Source organism: Pseudomonas sp. FYR_7 (assembly GCF_043106155.1).
Classification (GTDB): domain Bacteria; phylum Pseudomonadota; class Gammaproteobacteria; order Pseudomonadales; family Pseudomonadaceae; genus Aquipseudomonas; species Aquipseudomonas parafulva_B.
This window is the reverse complement of the sequence record NZ_JBICMI010000010.1, coordinates 31,026-52,116: the sequence shown is the minus strand read 5'-3', so window position 1 is coordinate 52,116 and position 21,091 is coordinate 31,026. Positions and strand designations below refer to the sequence as shown.

15 protein-coding genes are annotated in these 21,091 nt (G+C 61.7%); 8 read left to right on the top strand and 7 right to left on the bottom strand.

Features of this window, described 5'->3' with window-relative positions:
- Positions 1-47 precede the first annotated feature (47 nt).
- Entirely contained in the window at positions 48-2,021 is a 1,974-nt protein-coding gene (locus ACF8R3_RS01040; protein WP_197844702.1) for a choline BCCT transporter BetT, read from the top strand.
- Between the two features lie 6 nt (positions 2,022-2,027).
- Here ACF8R3_RS01040 and ACF8R3_RS01035 read toward each other — a convergent pair whose 3' ends face one another.
- From ACF8R3_RS01035 to ACF8R3_RS01025, 3 genes are all read right to left on the bottom strand, one after another.
- Positions 2,028-2,984: an arsenic resistance protein gene (locus ACF8R3_RS01035; protein ID WP_196186348.1), complete on the bottom strand. Its 957-nt coding sequence runs from the start codon at positions 2,982-2,984 to the stop codon at positions 2,028-2,030.
- 475 nt (positions 2,985-3,459) lie between these two features.
- Positions 3,460-4,713 (bottom strand): serine hydroxymethyltransferase, encoded by a 1,254-nt coding sequence (gene glyA / locus ACF8R3_RS01030; RefSeq protein ID WP_023533265.1) that lies wholly within the window; start codon positions 4,711-4,713, stop codon positions 3,460-3,462.
- A 251-nt stretch (positions 4,714-4,964) separates the two neighbouring features.
- Entirely contained in the window at positions 4,965-8,834 is a 3,870-nt protein-coding gene (locus tag ACF8R3_RS01025) for a bifunctional diguanylate cyclase/phosphodiesterase (protein WP_196125967.1), read from the bottom strand.
- Positions 8,835-9,033: 199 nt separating this feature from the next.
- On the opposite strand from ACF8R3_RS01025, the gene ACF8R3_RS01020 reads away from it, so the two are divergent.
- From ACF8R3_RS01020 to gdhA, 3 genes are all read left to right on the top strand, one after another.
- The gene (locus tag ACF8R3_RS01020; protein WP_078479116.1) at positions 9,034-9,432 is read left to right on the top strand and encodes a hypothetical protein; all 399 of its coding nucleotides are present in this window, start codon (positions 9,034-9,036) and stop codon (positions 9,430-9,432) included.
- Positions 9,433-9,683: 251 nt separating this feature from the next.
- Positions 9,684-11,351, top strand: coding sequence for an energy-dependent translational throttle protein EttA (ettA, locus tag ACF8R3_RS01015; RefSeq protein ID WP_023533201.1), 1,668 nt, complete (start codon positions 9,684-9,686; stop codon positions 11,349-11,351).
- A gap of 298 nt (positions 11,352-11,649) precedes the next feature.
- On the top strand, positions 11,650-12,990 hold the full coding sequence (gdhA, locus tag ACF8R3_RS01010) for an NADP-specific glutamate dehydrogenase (RefSeq protein ID WP_145256796.1): 1,341 nt from the start codon (positions 11,650-11,652) through the stop codon (positions 12,988-12,990).
- Between the two features lie 72 nt (positions 12,991-13,062).
- On the opposite strand, the gene ACF8R3_RS01005 is transcribed toward gdhA, so the two are convergent.
- The 4 genes from ACF8R3_RS01005 to ACF8R3_RS00990 form a co-directional block, all read right to left on the bottom strand.
- The gene (locus tag ACF8R3_RS01005; protein ID WP_058638615.1) at positions 13,063-13,563 is read right to left on the bottom strand and encodes a GreA/GreB family elongation factor; all 501 of its coding nucleotides are present in this window, start codon (positions 13,561-13,563) and stop codon (positions 13,063-13,065) included.
- Positions 13,564-13,633: 70 nt separating this feature from the next.
- Positions 13,634-13,984, bottom strand: coding sequence for a hypothetical protein (locus ACF8R3_RS01000; protein ID WP_145256793.1), 351 nt, complete (start codon positions 13,982-13,984; stop codon positions 13,634-13,636).
- A 143-nt stretch (positions 13,985-14,127) separates the two neighbouring features.
- Positions 14,128-15,981: a DUF4105 domain-containing protein gene (locus ACF8R3_RS00995; RefSeq protein WP_392514640.1), complete on the bottom strand. Its 1,854-nt coding sequence runs from the start codon at positions 15,979-15,981 to the stop codon at positions 14,128-14,130.
- A gap of 72 nt (positions 15,982-16,053) precedes the next feature.
- Positions 16,054-16,542: a DUF3015 domain-containing protein gene (locus ACF8R3_RS00990; protein WP_023533283.1), complete on the bottom strand. Its 489-nt coding sequence runs from the start codon at positions 16,540-16,542 to the stop codon at positions 16,054-16,056.
- A gap of 253 nt (positions 16,543-16,795) precedes the next feature.
- Between ACF8R3_RS00990 and ACF8R3_RS00985 the strand changes: the two genes are divergently transcribed.
- From ACF8R3_RS00985 to ACF8R3_RS00970, 4 genes are all read left to right on the top strand, one after another.
- Complete coding sequence (locus ACF8R3_RS00985; RefSeq protein WP_058603100.1) at positions 16,796-19,234, top strand: Lon protease family protein; 2,439 nt, start codon at positions 16,796-16,798, stop codon at positions 19,232-19,234.
- A 156-nt stretch (positions 19,235-19,390) separates the two neighbouring features.
- Entirely contained in the window at positions 19,391-19,729 is a 339-nt protein-coding gene (locus ACF8R3_RS00980) for a hypothetical protein (protein WP_027915475.1), read from the top strand.
- 92 nt (positions 19,730-19,821) lie between these two features.
- Positions 19,822-20,310 (top strand): TIGR00645 family protein, encoded by a 489-nt coding sequence (locus ACF8R3_RS00975; RefSeq protein ID WP_151924393.1) that lies wholly within the window; start codon positions 19,822-19,824, stop codon positions 20,308-20,310.
- A gap of 121 nt (positions 20,311-20,431) precedes the next feature.
- Complete coding sequence (locus ACF8R3_RS00970; protein WP_058603099.1) at positions 20,432-21,049, top strand: FKBP-type peptidyl-prolyl cis-trans isomerase; 618 nt, start codon at positions 20,432-20,434, stop codon at positions 21,047-21,049.
- Positions 21,050-21,091: the final 42 nt, after the last annotated feature.

Below are 21,091 nucleotides of genomic sequence, written 5' to 3'. Positions count from 1 at the left end.
TGCCCAACCATGGAGCGCAGCGCTGAACGTCAGAAGGAGCAATGCCTATGCCTGAAGAACAACAACGCAGGAGCACCATCAACCCACCTGTCTTTTTCACCAGTGCGATACTGGTGCTGTTGCTGGTTTTATACGCCACCCTTTTCCAGGAGCATGCCCAAAGCGTCTTCGAGCATGTTCAGCAATGGATCGTCACCAATGCGGCCTGGTTCTACATTCTTACCGTTGCGCTGGTGCTGATCAGCGTCGTCTTCCTGGCCGTCAGCCGCTACGGCGATATCAAGCTGGGCCCGGACCACAGCGAGCCCGATTACCCCAACAAGAGCTGGTTCGCCATGCTGTTCTCGGCGGGCATGGGCATTGGTCTGATGTTCTTCGGCGTGGCCGAGCCTGTGATGCACTTCATCAACCCGCCTGTGGGTGACCCCAATACGGTGGCTGCGGCCCGCGAAGCGATGAACATCACATTCTTCCACTGGGGCCTGCATGCCTGGGCGATCTACGCCATCGTGGCGCTGATCCTGGCCTACTTCAGTTTTCGCAACGGGCTGCCGCTTACCTTGCGCTCGGCGCTGTACCCGCTGATCGGGGAGCGTATCTACGGGCCCATTGGCCATGCGGTTGATATCTTCGCCATCCTGGGCACCGTGTTCGGCGTGGCGACCTCGCTTGGGTACGGCGTGCTGCAGATCAATAGCGGCTTGCATCAGCTGTTCGGTCTTCCGATCAGCACCACGATCCAGGTCATCCTGATCGCCGTCACCTGTGCGCTGGCCACGCTGTCGGTAGCCAGCGGCCTGGACAAGGGTATCCGGATTCTTTCGGAGCTCAACCTGGGCCTTGCTGTGGTACTGATGCTCTTCGTCCTGGCAGTCGGGCCTACGGTCTTCCTGCTCCAGGCCTATGTGCAGAACACAGGTGCGTACCTGTCCGATATCGTCAACAAGACGTTCAACCTGTTCGCCTATGAACCCACCGACTGGATTGGTGGCTGGACCTTGCTCTACTGGGGCTGGTGGTTGTCCTGGTCGCCCTTCGTCGGGCTGTTCATTGCACGGATTTCCCGTGGCCGCACCATTCGCGAGTTCGTCTGTGGCGTGCTGTTCGTACCGGCAGGTTTCACCTTGCTGTGGATGACTGTATTTGGCGATTCGGCCATTCACATGATCCTGCACGGGGGTATCAAAGACCTGGCCACGGTGGTCGATCAGGACAGTTCGTTAGCCTTGTTCGCGTTTCTCGAGCATTTCCCCTGGTCCACAGCCATTTCGATGCTGGCGGTGCTGATGGTCGTCGTGTTCTTCGTCACCTCAGCCGACTCGGGCGCCTTGGTGGTGGACATGCTGGCTTCGTCCGGCAGGGGACATTCACCGCTCTGGCAACGTGTGTTCTGGTCGGTCAGCATGGGCGCAGTGGCCATTGCCCTGCTGTTGGCCAACGGTTTGAAGGCCTTGCAGGCCGCCACCATCGCCAGTGCGCTGCCGTTCGCGATCATTCTGCTGTTTTCCATCTGGGGGCTGTTCAAAGCACTGGGGCTGGACGCCACGCGGCGTGGTCTGCGAACCCAGGCGTTGCCGGGCCAGCGGCAGGGCCGTCAGAACCACGGCGGCTGGCAGCGTCGGTTGCGCAATATCGCGATGATGCCGCGCAGGGCTCATGTCACTCGCTTCATTGGCGAGGTGGTCAAGCCCGCGTGCGAGGAAGTGGCACAGGAGCTGCGCAAACAAGGCTACGAAGTGACGGTGGATGAGCGCGAAGACGGCCGCATCACGCTGGAGCTTTCCCATGCCGGTGAGGGCCGCTTCAAATACGAGGTTCGCCCCCGCGCCTTCAATACGCCAAGCTTCGTCATGCGCGATGCCGATGATAACAGCGATGCACGCAAGTACTTCCGTGCCGAGGTGTACCTGCGCGAAGGCGGACAGGACTACGACGTCATGGGCTGGAGCCGTGAAGATGTGATCGGCGACATCCTCGACCAGTACGAGCGCCACCTGCACTACCTGCACGTGGTCAGCTGAACCCGCCTACGTGCGGGCGACCACTGGAAACGCCCGCACGTACACCAGCTCGCAGATCAGCTCGACCACTGTCTGCGTGATCACCGCCGCCGCTGCCAGCGTTCGTATCTGCTCTGGCAAGGCGAGCGCCAACGGCAACACCACCAACGAATTGCGCGTCGAGGCACTGAACATCACGGCGCGCGTTTGTTGTACAGGCAAGCCCATCAGCCGTGCCGTCGCCCAGCCAATCACCGGTGCCAAAAGCGCAAAGCCCAGAAACACCGGCACCACGGGCAGCAGTTGATCCAGCGCCTGCAACACGATGCCGATCTGCGAAGCGATCACCACGAACAACACGAGTGCCATCGCCGGCACCGGCATCCAGGCCCAGGCGTCGTTCCAGCGGCTGACCCGCTTTGATTTGGCCACGTGTGCACTGGTCAGCACCGCCAAGGCCAACGGCACGACGATCATCAGCACGAACGCCTGCACGAAAGGCCCGAGCGCCAGGCTTATGTGGTCGCCGTCTTCAAGCATGAGCGCCAGGTAAAGCGGCAGCAGCACCAGCTGTAGCAGCAACAGCACGGGTGTGGCGGCCAGCATGAGCCGTGCATCGCCCTTGCCCATGTGCGTGAACACCACCACGTAGTCGATACAGGGCGCCAGCAGGACCAGCAGGGTGCCGATCAGCAAGGCCGGGTGGCCTGTCAGCCCACGGGTCAACGCCCACGCCAGGACGGGCACCAGCACGAAGTTAGCCAGGAGCAAGGCAGTCATGAACCGCCGATTGGCCAGGCTCGCGCGCAGGTGCAGAAAGGGTATCTGCAGGAACATGGCGTACATCAGCACGGCGATGGCTGGCGTGATCAGTGCTTCCAGGACAGAGGCACAGGCATCGGCTACAAGGCCGAAGGCGATGGCTGCCAGCACGGTGGCGAAATAAAGGGGTGTCTGCCGGGTTTCGAGTTGGTCTCTGGTCAAGAACGTACCTGTTTGGAAAAGGCGCAGCGCTGCAGTGCGATGCGGCATTCGTCTACTGCCTTGTTAGCATCGCAGTCAGGGTCGAGCAGTGGTCTGAACGCTACGTTGCAATTGTTCCCGGCCCATGCACCAGTAAGCGTACAGACAAAGAGTGCGCTTTGTGATTCATCGCCGACGTTCAGGGACGAGCCCAGAGGCTATGCCGATGTGCGCTAGGGGACTAACCGGAATGGGTCCAAACGCAGGATACAAAAAAGCCCGGCACCTAGCTGTAATGCTTTTACTTGAAATTCTTGGGGCCGCTGTGCGGCCCATCGCGGCACAAGGCCGCTCAAGTACCTAACCGGTCAGCTCAGTGGTCACACGGTCAGTGTAGGAGCGGCCTTGCGCCGCGATGGGCCGCACAGCGGCCCCAACGATCTTAAGTGAACAGCATTACGGCACCTGGCCGGGCTTTCCAGTTAGCGATCAGCGATCAGTTGCCGTACACCGGCAGCTTTTTGCAGATGGCTTTGACCTTCTCGCGCACGGCGTCGATCACCGCTTCGTTGTTCAGGTCGGCGAGGATGTCGCAGATCCAGCCAGCCAGCTCACGGCACTCGGCTTCCTTGAAACCGCGAGTGGTCACGGCCGGGGTGCCGAAACGCAGGCCCGAGGTGACGAACGGGGAGCGTGGGTCGTTCGGCACCGAGTTCTTGTTGACGGTGATGAACGCCTTGCCCAAGGCCGCGTCAGCGTCCTTGCCCGAGATGTCCTGCTTGATCAGCGACAGCAGGAACAGGTGGTTTTCGGTACCACCGGATACCACGTCGAAGCCACGCTCGATAAAGACGCTGGCCATGGCCTGGGCGTTTTTCACCACTTGCTGCTGATAGGCCTTGAACTCTGGCTGCAAAGCTTCCTTGAAGCAGATGGCCTTGGCTGCAATCACGTGCTCCAGCGGGCCACCCTGGGCGCCTGGGAAGACCGCGGAATTGAGCTTTTTCTCGATCTCTTCGTTCTTGCGAGCCAGGATCAGGCCGCCGCGCGGGCCGCGCAGGGTCTTGTGCGTGGTGGTGGTGACGACGTCGGCGAAGGGCACCGGGTTAGGGTAGACGCCGGCGGCGACCAGGCCCGCCACGTGCGCCATGTCGACGAACAGGTAGGCACCGACCTTGTCGGCGATGGCGCGGAAGCGGGCGAAGTCCAGTACCTGGGAGTACGCCGAGAAACCGGCAACGATCATCTTCGGCTTGTGCTCGACCGCCAGGCGCTCGACTTCGTCGTAGTCGATCAGGCCATTGCCGTCGATGCCGTACTGTACGGCGTTGTACAGCTTGCCCGACGAGCTGACCGAAGCACCGTGGGTCAGGTGACCACCATGGGCCAGGCTCATGCCCAGGATGGTGTCACCGGCCGACAGCAGGGCCAGGTAGACAGCGGCGTTGGCCTGGGAGCCAGCGTGCGGCTGGACGTTGGCGTAGTCGGCACCGAACAGTTGCTTGGCGCGGTCGATGGCCAGTTGCTCGACCACGTCGACGTATTCGCAGCCACCATAGTAGCGCTTGCCTGGATAGCCTTCGGCGTACTTGTTGGTCAGTACCGAACCCTGGGCTTCCATGACGGCCGGGCTGGTGTAGTTTTCCGAGGCGATCAGCTCGATATGCTCTTCCTGGCGCAGGGCTTCTTGCTGCATGGCTTCGAAGAGCTCGGCGTCGTACTTGGCAATGGTCAAATCACGGCTGAACATGGCGGTCCTCAAGGATCGGGGGTGAAGTGGGTGGGCATTCTACCCCATTGACCCGCCGCTGGCATATGAAGTGGCATCAAGTCGCGGACCAGTGGGGCTCATGTTGCATCCCGCGCCGTTGCTGGGCTGGGCGGGCATTCGAGTTGACTTTCAGGTCCGGTTTTTGGCGTTGCCTGCGTGTGGTGCGCGACCAGACGTGAGAGGCCTCGCTGCCGTTTCAACCGCAGCGCGAAGGCAGAGTCAAGGGCGGCTCAATTGAACATGAACAACGTCTCATTGGCGAACTGTGCCTCGAACTGATGCGCCGGCATCGGTCGTCCGAACAGGTAGCCCTGTACTTCGTCGCAGCCGTGCTCACGCAGGAACTCAAGTTGCTCATGAGTCTCGACGCCTTCGGCGATGACCGCCAGGTTCAAGCTGTGGGCCATGGCGATGATCGCCCTGGCGATCTGCGCATCCTGCTCACCTTCGGGCAAGCCGTCGACGAAGGTACGGTCGATCTTCAACACATCGATCGGGAACTGCTTGAGGTAGTTGAGCGAAGAATAGCCGGTCCCGAAATCGTCCACTGCAATGCTCAGGCCCAGGTTCTTGAGGCTGGCCAGAATCTGCAGCGCTTCGTTCACTTCGCGCATCAGGATGCTTTCGGTCAGCTCAAGCTCAAGGCACGCCGGTGGCAGGCCGCTTTCTTCCAGGATGTTGGCGATCCGCGTACCCAGCTGACCATCGGAAAACTGGCGCGCGGAGATGTTGACCGACACTTTCGGCACACGCACCTTGGCCTTGTGCCAGGCCTTCAGCTGACGGCTGGCTTCGCGCAGCACCCAATCACCGACGTCCACCACCAGGCCCAGTTCTTCGATGACGGGAATGAAGTCGCCCGGTGGCACCAGGCCGCGGGTGGGGTGCCGCCAGCGCAGCAGGGCCTCGGCACCGGTCAGGCGCTTGCCGTCGCCGCTGAATTGCGGCTGGTAATACAGAATGAATTCGTTCTGCTCCATGGCATGGCGCAGGTCACTTTCCAGTTCCAGACGCTCCAGGGCGCTGGCGTTCATCTCGGCCTGGTAGAACTGGAAGTTGTTTTTGCCGCGCTCTTTGGCGTGATACATGGCGGTGTCGGCGTTCTTCATCAATTGGCTCAACTCGCCGCCATCCTGCGGGCTGAGTGCGATGCCGATGCTGGCCGTGACGAAGAACTCGCGGTTCTCCAGCACGAACGGCTTGACCAGGCTGCCGAGGATGTTTTCGGCCACGTGAATGGCGCGGTTCAACGCCAGCTCGCGGGTAGGCCGGGGCTGTAGCAGCAGCGTGAATTCATCGCCGCCCATGCGCGCGACCGTATCGTCCTCGTCTACGCAAGCCAGCAAGCGCAGCGCCATGTCCTTGAGCATGCGATCGCCCGCGGCATGGCCAAGGGAGTCGTTGATAGGCTTGAAACGGTCCAGGTCCAGGAACATCAACACCACCCAGGCCTTCTGCCGCTCGGCCTGCTGCAGGGCATTGTACAGCCGGTCCTGGAACAACGTACGGTTGGGCAGGTGCGTGAGTGCGTCGTAGTAGGCCAGGCGGTGAATGCGCTGTTCGCTGGCCTTGCGCTCGCTGATGTCGGTAAAGAAGCACACGTAGCTGGCCAGGTCGCCTTCATCGTCCAGCACGGCAGTGATGCCTACCCAGGCCGGGTAGTGATCGCCATCGCGGCGCTTGAGCCACACCTCGCCCTCCCAGCTGCCACGCTGGTTGAGCTGCTTGAGGATGTAGCGCAGGTGCGCCTGCTGCTGGTCGTTCATGACCAGCATGCTCGGCAATTGGTCCAGCACCTCGCTGACCGCGTAGCCGCTGACCCGGCTGAATGCCTCGTTGGCCTGCACGATGTAGCCGGCAGGGTCGGTGATCAGTATGGCCGAGGTCGAGTGCTCGAAAACCGTCGCGGCCATGCGCAAGTCTTTCTCTGCACGGCGCTGCTGGCTGATATCGCGACCTACTCCCAGTACACCCTCGAAACGCTGGTCGTCATCCCAGACCAGTACCAGGCGCAACTCGATGGGGATCTTGCGGCCGTCGGCGCGCAGGCAGTCGAACAGGAACAGCTGGGTCGGCAACTGGCCACGCAGTTCGGCCAGTTGAGCCGGGTCGTCCATCGCCTTGCTTACCCGCTCCATCAACCCGTAGATGCCCGTGAGCTGGGCGGGGTTGGCGATGATCGAATGCCAACCGTTGGCGAAGATCCAGTCGGCGTGATAGCCCAGCACGCTTTGCACCGAGGGGCTTACGTAGTCGAGCTTGAGCTGGCTGTCGGTGGAGAAGATCACGTCACTGATGCTTTCGGCCAGCATCCGATAGCGCTGTTCGCTGTCGCGCAGCGACTGGCTCGCCTCGATCTGTACGGTCACGTCCTTGCCTACACCGATGATGCGCGTCACCCGGCCGTCGGCGTCACGAGCCAGCACTTGCTCACGTATGTCGTAGCAGCGCCAGTTGCCATCATGGTGCCGGAAACGCAGCTGGCAGTGCAGCGGCAAGTCATGGCCGTTGTCGAGCTGCTGTTGGCGCAGGTCCTGGTAATGCGCGGCGTCTTCGGGGTGCAGCAGCAGCTCCCAGAAGCGGTCGCCCATGCGGGCCAGTTCCGTGCGGTCATACCCCAGCGTCTGGCCCAGGTGGCGGTTGCTGAAGATCATCCGCTGGCTGTGGATATCCTGGACGTAGAGCTGATCCGGTACGGTACGCACCACGTCCGACCAGAACCGCTCGCGCTCAAGCAACGACAGCTCCACCTTCTTGCGGCTGGTGATGTCGCTGATGCTGAGGATCACGGCCTGGTAGTTGCGGCGCAATTGCGGCAGGCGCGCTGTGAGCCACAAGTGCAGTGCGTCGCCATGCGGAGCAGGCAGGCGCACCTCGAGCTCCAGGGACGGGCGTTGGTCGATCAAGGCCTCGAGCAGTTGCATGCCAACGCTGTCCTGGCCGTCACCGCTGTCGTCGATCAGGCGCTGCCAGGCCTGCTGGTGGTCTTCGATTTGAAGCAACTGGCGCGCTACCTGGTTGATTTCGGTGATCTTCAGTTGCGCCAGGAGCGAGCGGCGCAGGTGAGGGTCCAGCATCAGGCTGTGCTTGAGCGCGGCGCGGTTGCGCACGTGATAGCGGTCCAGTTGGCCGGGCAAACTGGACAGGTCCAGCACGCACAGGGCCACACCTGTGCCTTCGAAGATCTCCTGATAACGCCTGCGGTCTTCCTGCAAGGCCCGCTGCCGGCGGCGCATGTTGACCAGCGCCAGCACTGGGAGCAGGGCGCAGAACAGCACCAGCAGGCATTTGCCTATCAAGGCAGGCAGCAGGTCATTGCGCGCCCGGTCAGCGTCGAACAGGCCGCGCAGTTGCCAGGCACTGTTGTCGATGAACGCCAGCATGACGCTCTGCAAGGGCGCGTCGGGGCGCTCGGCGGCCAGGTCGCGTTGCAGCACCTCGCCTGTACGGCTGTTTTCCAGCAGCCATAGCAGATGGTCAGCTTCGTGCAGGTGGCCGGTAAGGGCGCGGTAATAATCAGGCGACAAGCGCAGTAGCCAATGGCCTTGGCCTGGTGATTGGCTCAGCAACAGGTACACGTTGGCGTTGCTGGGCGCATTGGTAAAGAAATACGGCCGCTCCTGGTTGAGCCTCAGCACCTCACCGATGACTGCGTGGTCGTCGCTGGCAGGTGCACTGTCGGCAACGATCTGCCCGGCATCGTCTATCCAGACCACGCTGCGCAGCGCAGGCACTCGCTCGCGCAGCGTGACCACCAGGGGCCCAGCTGCCGATGCCGCCACGGTTGGGTAGGGCTGGAGCAGGTTGATGGCCTGCTGTGCCTTGAGCGCCATGTTCAGACCCAGGTGGTCCGCCAGCTCGGTCGTGTCTTCCAGGCGCTTGTTGCGCAGTTCGGCCTGGGTCAGGCTGAACTGCGCGAACAGCTGCCATAGCAGCAGCCCGAGCAGAATCAGGGCGAGCAATGCCAGCGCACCCTTGATCGACCCGCGCAGGCTGGCAGCGGGCGCCTTGGACACGCTACGCGATGACGGCGGTGGAGTGAGTGTGATCAAGCGTCGATCCTGCGATGGGCCTGGCGATGGCAGGGAGGGGGCGGGCATGGCGTATGCTTTTTTTATGAGGTAACCGATGCGCGGTGGCGCACTATAAGCCGACCACTCGAAACCGGCTAGCATGCCTCGCATTATGGCAAAGTGCCAGTGCCATTCATGCTTCTGACCGCCCCTATTCGGCAAGCGCATGCCTGCTGTGCGAGAATACCGCCCGCTTTACATGACAATGCTTGGGAGATGTTCGGTTTTGGTTACTCATTTTTCCATCAATGGCCTCGATTCCGCCTGTGGGCGCAGCAGTCAGACCCTTGTCAGCTCTGCCGTGACCGAGGACGTGTCCTGCAAATCGTGCCAGCGCTCACTGGCCAAGCCCGAGGCAGCCACTTCTACCAAAAGCAAGGCGCCGTCGCTGGCCGAGCTGCGCAAGTCTGCCAAGGCTCCCGTCCCAGCTGCAGTGGTTGGCGCCGCCCCACATGCGCCGACGGCGGCATCGGTCACGTCCGGCACCTCTGATAACCGTGTCGGCGCTGCGCAGCCTGCGCGCTCGGGCGGGTTCTGCGTCAAGTCCGCCTGGGCGGCGCGCCTGGCCGAGCAAGGCGACCGTTGCCGACTGCCACGGGGCAAGGTGCGCCAGCGTCACGTCTGAGCAAGGGCTGCTCACCAGGCGCGGCCGCAGGGCATGATCGCTGCTGCTCGACGACCGTTCCAAGCCTGCACCGCCGGCAGATCCAGGCGTGTACAGCGCCGTGATGCCGGCGCGTTGTTGCGCTCGGCGCCTCCTATCAAATACTGCGCGTTGGCGTAGAATGGTCCACTTTGTTCAACGACACCCGACCCTGGCCGACCCGCTGGGGCGATCGTCGATGTCTTTACCTATCTGAATTAGAGGGCTTGGTTTTGGCTCAATACGTCTACACCATGCATCGGCTGAGCAAGGTCGTGCCGCCGAAGCGGGAAATCCTGAAGAACATTTCCCTGTCGTTCTTCCCTGGCGCCAAGATCGGCGTGCTGGGCCTCAACGGCGCGGGTAAATCGACGCTGCTGCGGATCATGGCGGGCGTCGACAAGGAATTCGACGGCGAAGCCCGTCCGATGCCTGACATCAACGTGGGCTACCTGCCCCAGGAGCCTCAGCTGGACCCGAGCAAATCGGTCCGTGAGGTGGTCGAGGAAGCCGTCAGCGTCATCAAGGACGCCCAGGCGCGCCTTGACGAGGTCTACGCGGCCTACGCCGAGCCGGACGCCGACTTCGACAAGCTGGCTGCCGAGCAGGCCAAGCTCGAATCCATCCTGCAGGCCGCCGACGGGCACAACCTGGAACGCCAGCTGGACGTGGCCGCCGACGCGCTGCGCCTGCCGGCTTGGGATGCACGCATCGAGCACCTTTCCGGTGGCGAAAAGCGCCGTGTCGCCCTGTGCCGTCTGCTGCTGTCGGCGCCCGACATGCTGCTGCTCGACGAACCGACCAACCACCTGGACGCTGACTCGGTCGCCTGGCTCGAGCGCTTCCTGCACGACTTCCCCGGTACCGTGGTGGCCATCACCCACGACCGTTACTTCCTCGACAACGTCGCAGGCTGGATCCTGGAACTCGACCGCGGCGCTGGTATTCCTTATGAAGGTAACTATTCGGGCTGGCTGGAAGCCAAGTCCGACCGTCTGGCCCAGGAATCCAAACAGCAAAGCGCCCATGAAAAGGCCATGAAGGAAGAACTGGAGTGGGTGCGCAAAGGCGCCAAGGCTCGCCAGTCCAAATCCAAGGCACGTCTGCAGCGTTTCGAAGAACTGCAGTCGCAGGAATTCCAGAAGCGCAGCGAAACCAACGAGATCTACATCCCGGCCGGTCCGCGCCTGGGCGACAAGGTCATCGAATTCAAGAACGTGACCAAGGGTTATGGCGACCGCGTCCTGATCGACAACCTGTCCTTCGCCATGCCCAAGGGTGCAATCGTGGGCGTGATCGGGGGTAACGGTGCCGGTAAATCCACCCTGTTCCGCATGCTCATGGGCAAGGAACAGCCGGATTCGGGCAGCATCGAGATCGGTGAAACCGTGCAACTGGCCTGTGTCGACCAGAGCCGCGAGGACCTGGACGGTGCCAAGACCGTGTTCCAGCAGATTTCCGACGGCTCGGACATGATCCGTATCGGCAACTACGAAATCCCGTCGCGTACCTACGTGGGCCGCTTCAACTTCAAAGGTGGCGACCAGCAGAAGTTCGTCAAGGACCTCTCGGGCGGTGAACGTGGCCGTCTGCACCTGGCGCTGACCTTGAAAGAGGGCGGCAACGTCCTGCTGCTCGACGAACCGTCCAACGACCTGGACGTCGAAACCTTGCGTTCCCTGGAAGAGGCACTGTTGGACTTCCCCGGCGCCGCTATCGTGATTTCCCACGACCGTTGGTTCCTGGACCGCGTCGCGACTCACATCCTGGCGTACGAGGACGACTCGAACGTGGTGTTCTTCGAAGGCAACTACACCGAGTACGAAGCCGATCGCAAGAAGCGCCTGGGCGACGCCGCTGCACAGCCGCACCGTGTGCGGCACAAGAAGCTGGCGCAATAAGCCAGATCTTGCTGCACAGAAATGGGGCCCTCAGGGGCCCCATTTTCGTGCGTGTAGCACAACCTGGCACGATCCTGTCGGCAGGTCGTGAGGGCCTACGGCAGACCTTCTAGCGCCTTGTATCTCACGCGTGTTGCTTGAACGATCGCCCCCATCTTTCCCGAAGGTTTGTATACATTTACATTAAACGCACCAAATTATTTCAATAAAACGACATTTCGCCCTGTTGCAGGGCAATTGCTTCTTGGTACATTCGGGAAAAACCAATAAGTCCAATCCTCTTGGTGAGATGTCTACCATGATCGAATCCGTCGACAATTTCCTTGCACGCCTGCAACAGCGGGACCCTGGCCAACCGGAGTTTCACCAGGCTGTCGAAGAGGTGCTGCGCACCTTGTGGCCCTTTCTGGAAGCCAACCCGCACTACCTGCAAGCGGGCATTCTCGAACGCATGGTCGAGCCTGAGCGTGCAGTGCTGTTCCGGGTGTCGTGGGTGGACGATCAGGGCAAGGTCCAGGTCAATCGCGGTTACCGTATCCAGATGAACAGCGCCATTGGCCCTTACAAGGGCGGCCTGCGCTTTCATCCTTCGGTGAACCTCAGTGTTCTGAAATTCCTGGCATTCGAGCAGGTCTTCAAGAATTCCCTGACCTCACTGCCCATGGGCGGTGGCAAGGGTGGGTCTGACTTCGATCCCAAGGGCAAGAGCGACGCCGAAGTGATGCGCTTCTGCCAGGCCTTCATGAGCGAGTTGTACCGTCACATCGGCGCCGACTGCGATGTACCGGCCGGGGATATCGGGGTAGGGGCTCGCGAGATCGGCTATATGTTCGGGCAATACAAGCGTCTGGCCAACCAGTTCACCTCCGTGCTGACCGGCAAGGGCATGACCTATGGCGGCAGCCTGATTCGTCCGGAGGCCACGGGCTATGGCTGTGTGTATTTTGCCGAGGAGATGCTCAAGCGCCAGGGCCAGCGCATCGACGGTCGTCGCGTGGCGATCTCGGGTTCGGGCAACGTCGCGCAGTATGCGGCGCGCAAGGTCATGGACCTGGGGGGCAAGGTGATCTCGCTGTCCGATTCCGAAGGCACGTTGTACGCCGAAGCGGGCCTCACCGACGCGCAGTGGGAAGCGGTGATGACCCTCAAGAACGTCAAGCGCGGCCGCATCAGCGAGCTGGCCGAGGAGTTCGGCCTGGAGTTCCGCAAGGGCCAGACGCCGTGGAGCCTGGCCTGCGACATCGCGCTGCCATGCGCGACGCAGAACGAACTGGACATCGAGGATGCCAAGGCGCTGTTGGCCAACGGCTGTATCTGCGTTGCAGAAGGCGCCAACATGCCGACGACCCTGGCGGCTGTGGACATCTTCCTCGAGGCGGGCATCCTCTATGCGCCCGGCAAGGCGTCCAATGCCGGTGGCGTTGCGGTGTCGGGCCTGGAAATGTCGCAGAACGCCATGCGCTTGCTGTGGACTGCCGGCGAAGTTGACAGCAAGCTGCATGGCATCATGCAGTCGATTCACCACGCCTGCGTTCACTTTGGTGAGCAGGACGATGGCCGGGTCAACTATGTGAAAGGGGCCAACATTGCGGGCTTCGTGAAGGTGGCTGATGCAATGCTGGCCCAGGGGGTCGTCTGATTGGGTGAGGCTTCGCAGCCCATCGCCGGCTACTCGGGTATTGAGCGGCCTCGCCGGGCCGGCTGCGGTGGGCTATTGGCCCGCCGCTTCGATCTCGATGATCTCGATGGCCTGTTCACCGACAGGCCGGCGCCATGTCACTTCATCTCCCGGGGCTGCGCCCAGCAAGGCCCTGCCCAGAGGTGATCCCCAGTTGATCAGGCCACGTGCCGCGTCAGCCTCATCTTCCCCAACCAGGCACACCAAGTGTTCCTGGTCCTGATCGTCGATGAACCTGACGCGGCTGCCTATCTGCACTTTTTCGGTGGACAGAGCTGCCGGCACCACCTGGGCACTTTGCACCCTGGCGGCGAAATACCGCAGATCCCGCTCGACTTCGGCTAACCGCTGTTTGTCGGCACGCTCGCCCTGAGCCTGCAATTCACTGCGCAACGTATTGAGTTCGGTCAGGCGCCGTTGCAGCTGGCGCAGGCCGTTGGCGGTGACGTAATTACGCTGGTCGCTGACACGCCGCTCGACCGGTTGGTCGGCCTGGGCGGCGGCTTGGTCTTCGTTGACGAATGCTCGGCTCATGAGTGCCTCCTTGTGCAGAAGACCATCATGGCAGGGGCAGGGTTTCAAGCGATGTCCAGCTGCGACACCTTCAGCGCCAGGCGCGGGCGGCGCCGCGGTCTTTCTCCTGCTGCCACTGACGGTCCCGTTCGTCCCAGAAACGCTCGTGGTAGCGCTGCTGTTCGGCGCGCTCCTGCATGGCCTGGCATTGGCGAAAGCCATCGTCCCAGCCAGCCTCGTACTGCCGGTCTTGAAGATAGCGCGGCACATTCTTGCGGAAATCACCCGCCGGCACGCCCGCGGCCTGACGGCCGCTGCTGCACCCGTCCTCGAAGCCATCGGCGTAGGCAGGGGGAAACCCTTGGCCAAGCATCTGCTCGTGAGTCGTTTCGCACCCCGACAGCAGCATCACCACGCACAGACCCCACCAGAACCGCCCCATAGACCTTGCCCTCATGCCATCGAGGTAAAGTCTAGAAGGCCAGTTGTGGGCGTGCTGTCAAAACCGTGTCAAAGACTGGTCGAGGCGGGCCACTGGCCGCAGTTCCGCTGTAAACATGAACACTTTCGCAACAAACCAGCCCATCAATAGTGATACCACTTCACTTCCAGCATCACCTCGTTCTGCGCTGTGGACAGGTGGCTGAACTGGCGCGAGGCACTCAGGCGCAGCCCCAGGTTCTGGCTGATTTCCCACTGCTGGTTCAGGCTGACGCTTCGGCGCACCTCGCCATTGGTGAAGTAATCGCCCTTGGCCTCCAGCGTCATGTTGCCAAGCCCATTGCGCCACAGCAGCCCGCCATTGAAACCTGCGGCAGGCGCGATGAATTGCGCGAAGTCGTTGTGGTGTTCTACACGGACCGTGCCCAGTGCAAAGCCCAGCAGGTCATCACCCAGCTGCCAGGTGCCACCGGCGCCACCATTGACGTGGCTCACCAGCACCTCGTCATCGTGTTTGCCCGGCACTCGCTCAAGGCCGCCGGCCACTTGCCACGACCAAGGCTTGAGCAGTTCGTTGCGCGGTGTCAGCGAACGGATGGTTGCCAGGTCCAGGCGTTGCACTTGCCAGTCATTGCCTTCGTACTGACGCACTTTCAGTTGCAGGATCTCGATCTGCGCCCCCAATGGGAAGCCGTAGGCGTTGTCGTTGAGATCATGGTAGGCCATGCGCAGGCCATACTCGGCATAGGCGCGGTCTTGGCGAGTGCCCACACCCAATTGCCAGGTCCGCGAATCATGGCCGTCCTCGGGCAAGCCCGGGCGCTCGATGGCCAACGGCGGCGGCGGGTTGGTGTTGATCGCGCGTAGCAATTCGAAGCTGCGCTTGGCTTGGCCGGGGTCACGTTCCTGGCCATTGGCTCGGTAGCGCTCAAGGCGGTAGGCGGCGTCTTGTACCAAGGCCTGCCGCTCACGGGGCAGTGCCTTGAATGCGGGGCTTTGCAATTGCGCCGTGTCGACGCTTACAGCCAGCACCTGGCGTTTCTCGTCATGGTCCAGTGGCTCAGCACGCGCCAGCAGTTCGCGTTCGCGTGATGGCCGGTAGATTTCACTGGCGACCAAGCCCGATTGCTTCACCGCCTTCACGGTGTCGGTCGGTATGGCGGTCAGCGGGAACTGCGAGGTCAGGTCCAGGCCTGGCCGAGCCACCTGCAGCAACTCCAGCAGGCGATAGGAGCAGTTCTCGTCGAAGAAGAAGTAGTCGAACTGAATCTGTTTCAGTTCCCAGACGTGCTCGACCATGCGGCCAGTTTCTTCTGGCGTGAGGTCCAGCTGGTATTCCCACAGGTCGCGGTTTTCCAGGCTGCGGTATTCCGACAGTTTCTCCTGGTAGGGCATCAGCGCGAACAGCCCGGGATAGCCACCGGCCAACCCTTTCCAGGCATACAGAATGCTGTTGTCGCTGCCTTCGATGTACGCGCCGAAGTTGATCGCATAGCTGAGCAGCGTGGTGTCGTCGCTGCGGGTAGTGGACTGGTCGATGCGCAGCAGCGTGTGCCCGAACATCGACGAGGGGCTGTTCAGGTAGGCAGCCGGGAAGATCAACGCGGCGCTGTGCGGGTCGATCGACTGGTACCAGGTCTTGAATTCCTGGCACTGGGGTTGCGGCAAATCCTGTAGGCCAAGTTGCTCTTTGAGCCAGCGTGTACGGGCCGGGAATACACATTGGGCGTGCTTGTCGCCCAGGCTTGCCGGGGCATACAGCGCCTGTACAGTCGCTTTCAGCTCTCGGTCCGGATGGTGTGCGCCATCCTGGGCAAGGAAGAAGGCGTCATCATCCACGTAGCTGCGCCAGCCACCGAGCTTGCCGGTTTCGTAATGGCCCAAAGCAATCCAGTAGGGGGTACTGGCCAACTGCTGGAGACGGCTTTGATCCAGCATCGGCGCAGCATGAACAGGGGCGCAGAGCAACAGCGCCAGAGAGGCAAGGCGTTTGAGCATATCGGGCAACTACTTCCAGACGATGCCGAAGAAAGAGAGACCCGCCCCGGAACCGGGGCGGGAAACGCGCGTTTAGGCTTCGGTAGCGTACTTGGCCAGGCGTGGGTCGTTCTTCAGAACGGCCAGGGTGTTGCTGTGCACGGTTTCAGCATTGACGTCGGCGCTGCTGAAGATCTGGTTGAAGTGGTCGTGGGTAACCGATGCGAAGTGCGCACGGTCTTCCGGCGCCACGCCCAGTACCACGGCGTAGGTGGTCAGTGCTTCACCCTGACCCATGGCCATGTCTTCGGAAAGCTCGTTCATCATGCCGTTCATGGCAAACCACGATTTGCCGCCGTAGGTCAGTGCAGACTTGGTGGAGCAGCCGTTGGTGCCGGAGGTCATGCCGAAAGTGGCGTTACCGGAAGTGCCGTTGGTGGTGGAAGCCAGGAAGTGTGCCGGAGTGCCGCGCTGGCCTTCGAACAGCATGTTGCCCCAGCCGCAGTTCGGGCCGCCTGGCGCGTCGGCCATGGCGTTGAGCGAAGCGACGGTGAACAGAGTACCCAGAAGAATCCGTTTCATAGCATTTATTCTCTATTTGACTTAAACCAAGGGTCAGGTTTCTGGCAACTCGGGTGCCAGGTCGGGAAAGCATTTCACCCACCCGCGCAAGTTGGAGTTTAGGCATGTTCCAAAGGTTGCGTTACTGATTGCGAAAAATTTGCTTGTACAAGACACCGTCGCACCTGCGACATAAATCCCCAGGAGCCTTGCAACCCGCGCGCAGGCAGCGCCAGAATGCTGCGTATCTGCCCCGCCGAAGTAAGGAAACCCAATGCCCGATCCTGTCGCTGCGCGCCTGCGTCTTGCGCCTGAAGCCCTCACCCGGCGTTTCTCTCCCGAGCAGTTTGCTTTCACCAACACGGACGATCTGGAGCCGTTCCGCGGCGTACTGGGCCAGGAGCGTGCTGTCGAGGCCCTGCAATTCGGCGTGGCCATGCCGCGCCCCGGCTATAACGTATACGTCATGGGCGAGCCCGGTACCGGCCGCTTCTCGTTCGTCAAACGCTACCTCAAGGCCGAGGGCAAGCGTCAGCAGACCCCATCCGATTGGCTGTACGTCAATCACTTCGACGACACCCGCGAGCCGCGAGCCCTGGAATTGCCATCGGGCAGTGCCGGGGACTTCATCGCCGACATGAACGGGTTGATCGACAACTTGCTGGCGACGTTCCCGGCCGTGTTCGAGCACCCCTCGTATCAGCAGAAAAAAGGCGCCATCGACCGCGCCTTCAACCAGCGCTACGACCGCGCCCTGGATGTGATCGAGCGCGCTTCGCTGGAAAAGGACGTGGCCCTGTACCGCGATGCCAGCAACGTGGCCTTCACGCCGATGGCAGACGGCAAGGCTCTGGATGAGGCTGAGTTTGCCCAGTTGCCTGAGCACGTGCGCGAACAGTTTCACGAAGACATCGCCCTGCTCGAGGAGCGTTTGAACGAAGAGCTGGCCAGCCTCCCGCAATGGAAGCGTGAATCGAACAACCAGTTGCGTCAGCTCAACGAAGAAACCATCACCTTGGCGCTTGAGCCTTTGCTGGCACCGTTGTCGGAAAAGTACGCCGAAAACGCTGCCGTATGTGCCTACCTGCAATCGGTGCAACTGAACCTGTTGCGCACGGTGGTCGAGCAACTGGTCGAAGACAGCAAGACTGACGCCGTGGCGCGCAAGATGCTCGAAGAGCAGTACGCACCCAGCCTGGTCGTGGGCCATCATCATGACGGCGGGGCGCCGGTGGTGTTCGAGCCGCATCCGACCTACGACAACCTGTTCGGTCGCATCGAGTACAGCACCGACCAGGGCGCGCTCTACACCTCCTACCGGCAGTTGCGTCCAGGGGCCTTGCACCGGGCCAACGGTGGCTTCCTGATCCTGGAAGCCGAGAAGATGCTGGGCGAGCCCTTTGTCTGGGATGCGCTCAAACGCGCGTTGCAATCGCGCAAGCTCAAGATGGAGTCACCCCTGGGCGAACTGGGCCGGGTGGCAACCGTCAGCCTCACCCCGCAGGTAATTGCGCTCAACGTGAAGCTGGTGATCATCGGCTCGCGTCAGCTGTATTACGCGCTGCAGGACCACGACCCGGACTTCCAGGAGATGTTCAGGGTGCTGGTGGACTTCGACGAAGACATGCCCATGGTCGACGAGAATCTGGAGCAGTTCGCCCAACTGCTGCGCACCCGTACCAACGAGGAGGGCATGGCGCCCTTGACCAGCGACGCGGTAGCCCGACTGGCCACCTACAGCGCTCGACTGGCTGAAAACCAGGCACGGCTCTCGGCCCGGATCGGCGATCTGTTCCAGCTGGTCAGCGAGGCCGACTTCATCCGTCAGCTGGCCAACGACGAAATGACCGATGCTGGCCATATCGAACGTGCACTCAAGGCCAAGGCGACGCGCACCGGGCGGGTCTCGCAGCGGGTGCTGGACGATATGCTGGCCGGCATCATTCTGATCGATACCCAGGGCGCGGCCATCGGCAAATGCAATGGCCTGACCGTGCTGGAGGTGGGCGACTCGGCATTCGGCATGCCCGCGCGTATCTCGGCCACCGTGTACCCGGGCGGCAGCGGTATCGTCGACATCGAGCGCGAGGTCAACCTGGGCCAGCCCATCCACTCCAAGGGGGTAATGATCCTGACCGGCTACCTGGGCAGTCGCTATGCCCAGGAATTCCCGCTGGCGATCTCGGCCAGCATCGCTCTGGAGCAATCCTACGGTTACGTGGACGGCGACAGCGCCTCGCTGGGTGAGGCCTGCACGTTGATCTCGGCCCTCTCGCGCACCCCGCTCAAGCAGTGCTTTGCGATCACCGGTTCCATCAACCAGTTCGGAGAAGTGCAGGCGGTCGGTGGTGTGAACGAGAAGATCGAAGGTTTCTTCAGGCTCTGCGAAGCCCGTGGCCTGACCGGTGAGCAAGGGGTGATCATTCCACGTGCCAACGTGGCCACGCTCATGCTCGACGAACGGGTGCTGCAGGCGGTTGAGAGCGGCACTTTCCACGTGTACGCGGTAAGCCAGGCAGATGAGGCACTGAGCCTGCTGGTAGGTGAGGAGGCGGGTGTGCCTGACGAGAAAGGGCAGTTTACCGAAGGCAGCGTCAATGCGCGCGTGGTCGAACGGCTGCGCGAGATTGCCGAGATGATCAGCGAGGAAGACATCGAAAAGGCGGAGAAGGAGCGTCTTGAAGAGGTAATTGCGCAAGCTAAACCTGCTTGAGTCAATAAACCGGCGCCGGCGGCCAATGGCTACCGTTCGGCGCCGGTTTTCCATCTTTTGCTGGCGCTCTTCTATGCTGAACCAAGGACGCTACCAGTGTTCAGGATGAAGACAGCCCATTCACAGGGCTGAACAGAGCTTTCGGAGGACGCGGCCATGCGCAACCTCAGCCTTACACGTCAGTGCCTGGGCCTTGTGACCCGCATCGAATGCAGCATTCGGCCCCTGGCTGGCGATACCGGTATGTGGACATTGTTGTTCGCCGCCGGCATGGCCGGTGAACAACCCTCGGCGGTAAAGGCCCAGGGGCCGTTTCACGGGCCGCAAGTGGCCGAGTCCGTGCTCAATGCCATTGTCGACAGCCTGACTCTGCACGGGTATCAGCTCAACGAAGACCCGCCCATCTGGTGCCTGCACCTGCAGGCGCAGTTGCGGCGCATGAACGGCGAGCGCACCAAAAACCTCGGCGATTACCAGTTCCATCCTGAGACCTGAACAAGCCGGGGCAGTCATCCAGCTTTTGCTGCATGAGGCGGCTGGCTATACTCGCGGTCGTTTTTCCAGCCACCTACGAGTCCTCATCCTCCATGGAACGTTTTCTCGAAAATGCGATGTATGCCTCCCGCTGGCTGCTCGCCCCCATCTACTTTGGCCTGTCCCTGGGCCTATTGGCCCTTGCGCTGAAATTCTTCCAGGAAGTTGTCCATGTTCTGCCCAACGTCTTCGCCTTGAGCGAAGCCGACCTGATCCTGGTGATCCTGTCGCTGATCGACATGTCGCTGGTCGGCGGCCTGTTGGTCATGGTGATGATTTCCGGCTATGAGAACTTCGTCTCGCAGCTGGATATCGACGAGAGCAAGGAAAAGCTCAACTGGCTCGGCAAGATGGACTCCTCCTCGCTGAAGATGAAGGTGGCTGCGTCGATCGTGGCCATTTCGTCCATCCACTTGTTGCGGGTGTTCATGGATGCACAGAACATCTCCACCGATTACCTGATGTGGTACGTCATCATCCACATGACCTTCGTCGTCTCGGCGTTCTGCATGGGTTACCTGGACAAGCTCACCAAGCACTAACCACAACTTCAGCTGCACGCGGTGGTCTGCCGCGTGCAGCGAGGTGCCTCTCGATATGCTAGGCTGCTCGCCCTTTTCATCAAGGGCGTGGCTGCGCTGCGCCCTGCAGTGGAGCATGACAATGTCCGAGATCAACCTGTCTACCGACGAAACCCGCGTCAGCTACGGCATCGGCCGTCAGCTGGGTGGCCAGCTGCGTGACAACCCGCCGCCAGGTGTGAGCCTGGACGCGATCGTGGCCGGCCTGACCGACGCTTTCAACGGTGCAGACAGCCGCGTCAGCGAGGCCGAACTGTCGGCCAGCTTCCAAGTTATCCGTGAAGTGATGCAAGCCCAGGCGGCCGCCAAGGCCGAGGCTGCAGCGGCAGCCGGCAAGCAGTTCCTGGCCGACAACGCCAAGCGCGACGGTATCGTCACCCTGGATTCGGGCCTGCAGTACGAAGCGCTGAGCACAGGTGAAGGCGCCAAGCCATCGCGCGAAGACCAGGTGCGTGTGCACTACCACGGCACCCTGATCGACGGCACCGTGTTCGACAGCTCCTATGATCGTGGTCAGCCAGCCGAATTCCCGGTCGGTGGTGTGATCGCAGGCTGGACCGAAGCCCTGCAATTGATGAGCGCCGGCAGCAAGTGGCGCCTGTATGTGCCAAGCGAACTGGCCTACGGTGCCCAGGGCGTCGGCAGCATCCCGCCGCACAGCGTGCTGGTGTTCGACGTCGAACTGCTCGACGTTCTGTAATACCGCTGGGGCCGCGTTGCGGCCCTTTCCCGGCTCGCTAGA

What these genes read in the sequence shown, in the direction of transcription:
- ACF8R3_RS00985 (WP_058603100.1), top strand. Translation starts at nt 16,796, where the DNA reads ATGCCCGATCCTGTCGCTGCGCGCCTGCGTCTTGCGCCTGAAGCCCTC.
- ACF8R3_RS00975 (WP_151924393.1), top strand. Translation starts at nt 19,822, where the DNA reads ATGGAACGTTTTCTCGAAAATGCGATGTATGCCTCCCGCTGGCTGCTC.
- ACF8R3_RS00990 (WP_023533283.1), bottom strand. Translation starts at nt 16,542, where the DNA reads ATGAAACGGATTCTTCTGGGTACTCTGTTCACCGTCGCTTCGCTCAAC.
- ACF8R3_RS00970 (WP_058603099.1), top strand. Translation starts at nt 20,432, where the DNA reads ATGTCCGAGATCAACCTGTCTACCGACGAAACCCGCGTCAGCTACGGC.
- ACF8R3_RS01000 (WP_145256793.1), bottom strand. Translation starts at nt 13,984, where the DNA reads ATGGGGCGGTTCTGGTGGGGTCTGTGCGTGGTGATGCTGCTGTCGGGG.
- ACF8R3_RS00980 (WP_027915475.1), top strand. Translation starts at nt 19,391, where the DNA reads ATGCGCAACCTCAGCCTTACACGTCAGTGCCTGGGCCTTGTGACCCGC.
- ACF8R3_RS01005 (WP_058638615.1), bottom strand. Translation starts at nt 13,563, where the DNA reads ATGAGCCGAGCATTCGTCAACGAAGACCAAGCCGCCGCCCAGGCCGAC.
- ACF8R3_RS01025 (WP_196125967.1), bottom strand. Translation starts at nt 8,834, where the DNA reads ATGCCCGCCCCCTCCCTGCCATCGCCAGGCCCATCGCAGGATCGACGC.
- gdhA (WP_145256796.1), top strand. Translation starts at nt 11,650, where the DNA reads ATGATCGAATCCGTCGACAATTTCCTTGCACGCCTGCAACAGCGGGAC.
- ACF8R3_RS00995 (WP_392514640.1), bottom strand. Translation starts at nt 15,981, where the DNA reads ATGCTCAAACGCCTTGCCTCTCTGGCGCTGTTGCTCTGCGCCCCTGTT.
- ACF8R3_RS01040 (WP_197844702.1), top strand. Translation starts at nt 48, where the DNA reads ATGCCTGAAGAACAACAACGCAGGAGCACCATCAACCCACCTGTCTTT.
- glyA (WP_023533265.1), bottom strand. Translation starts at nt 4,713, where the DNA reads ATGTTCAGCCGTGATTTGACCATTGCCAAGTACGACGCCGAGCTCTTC.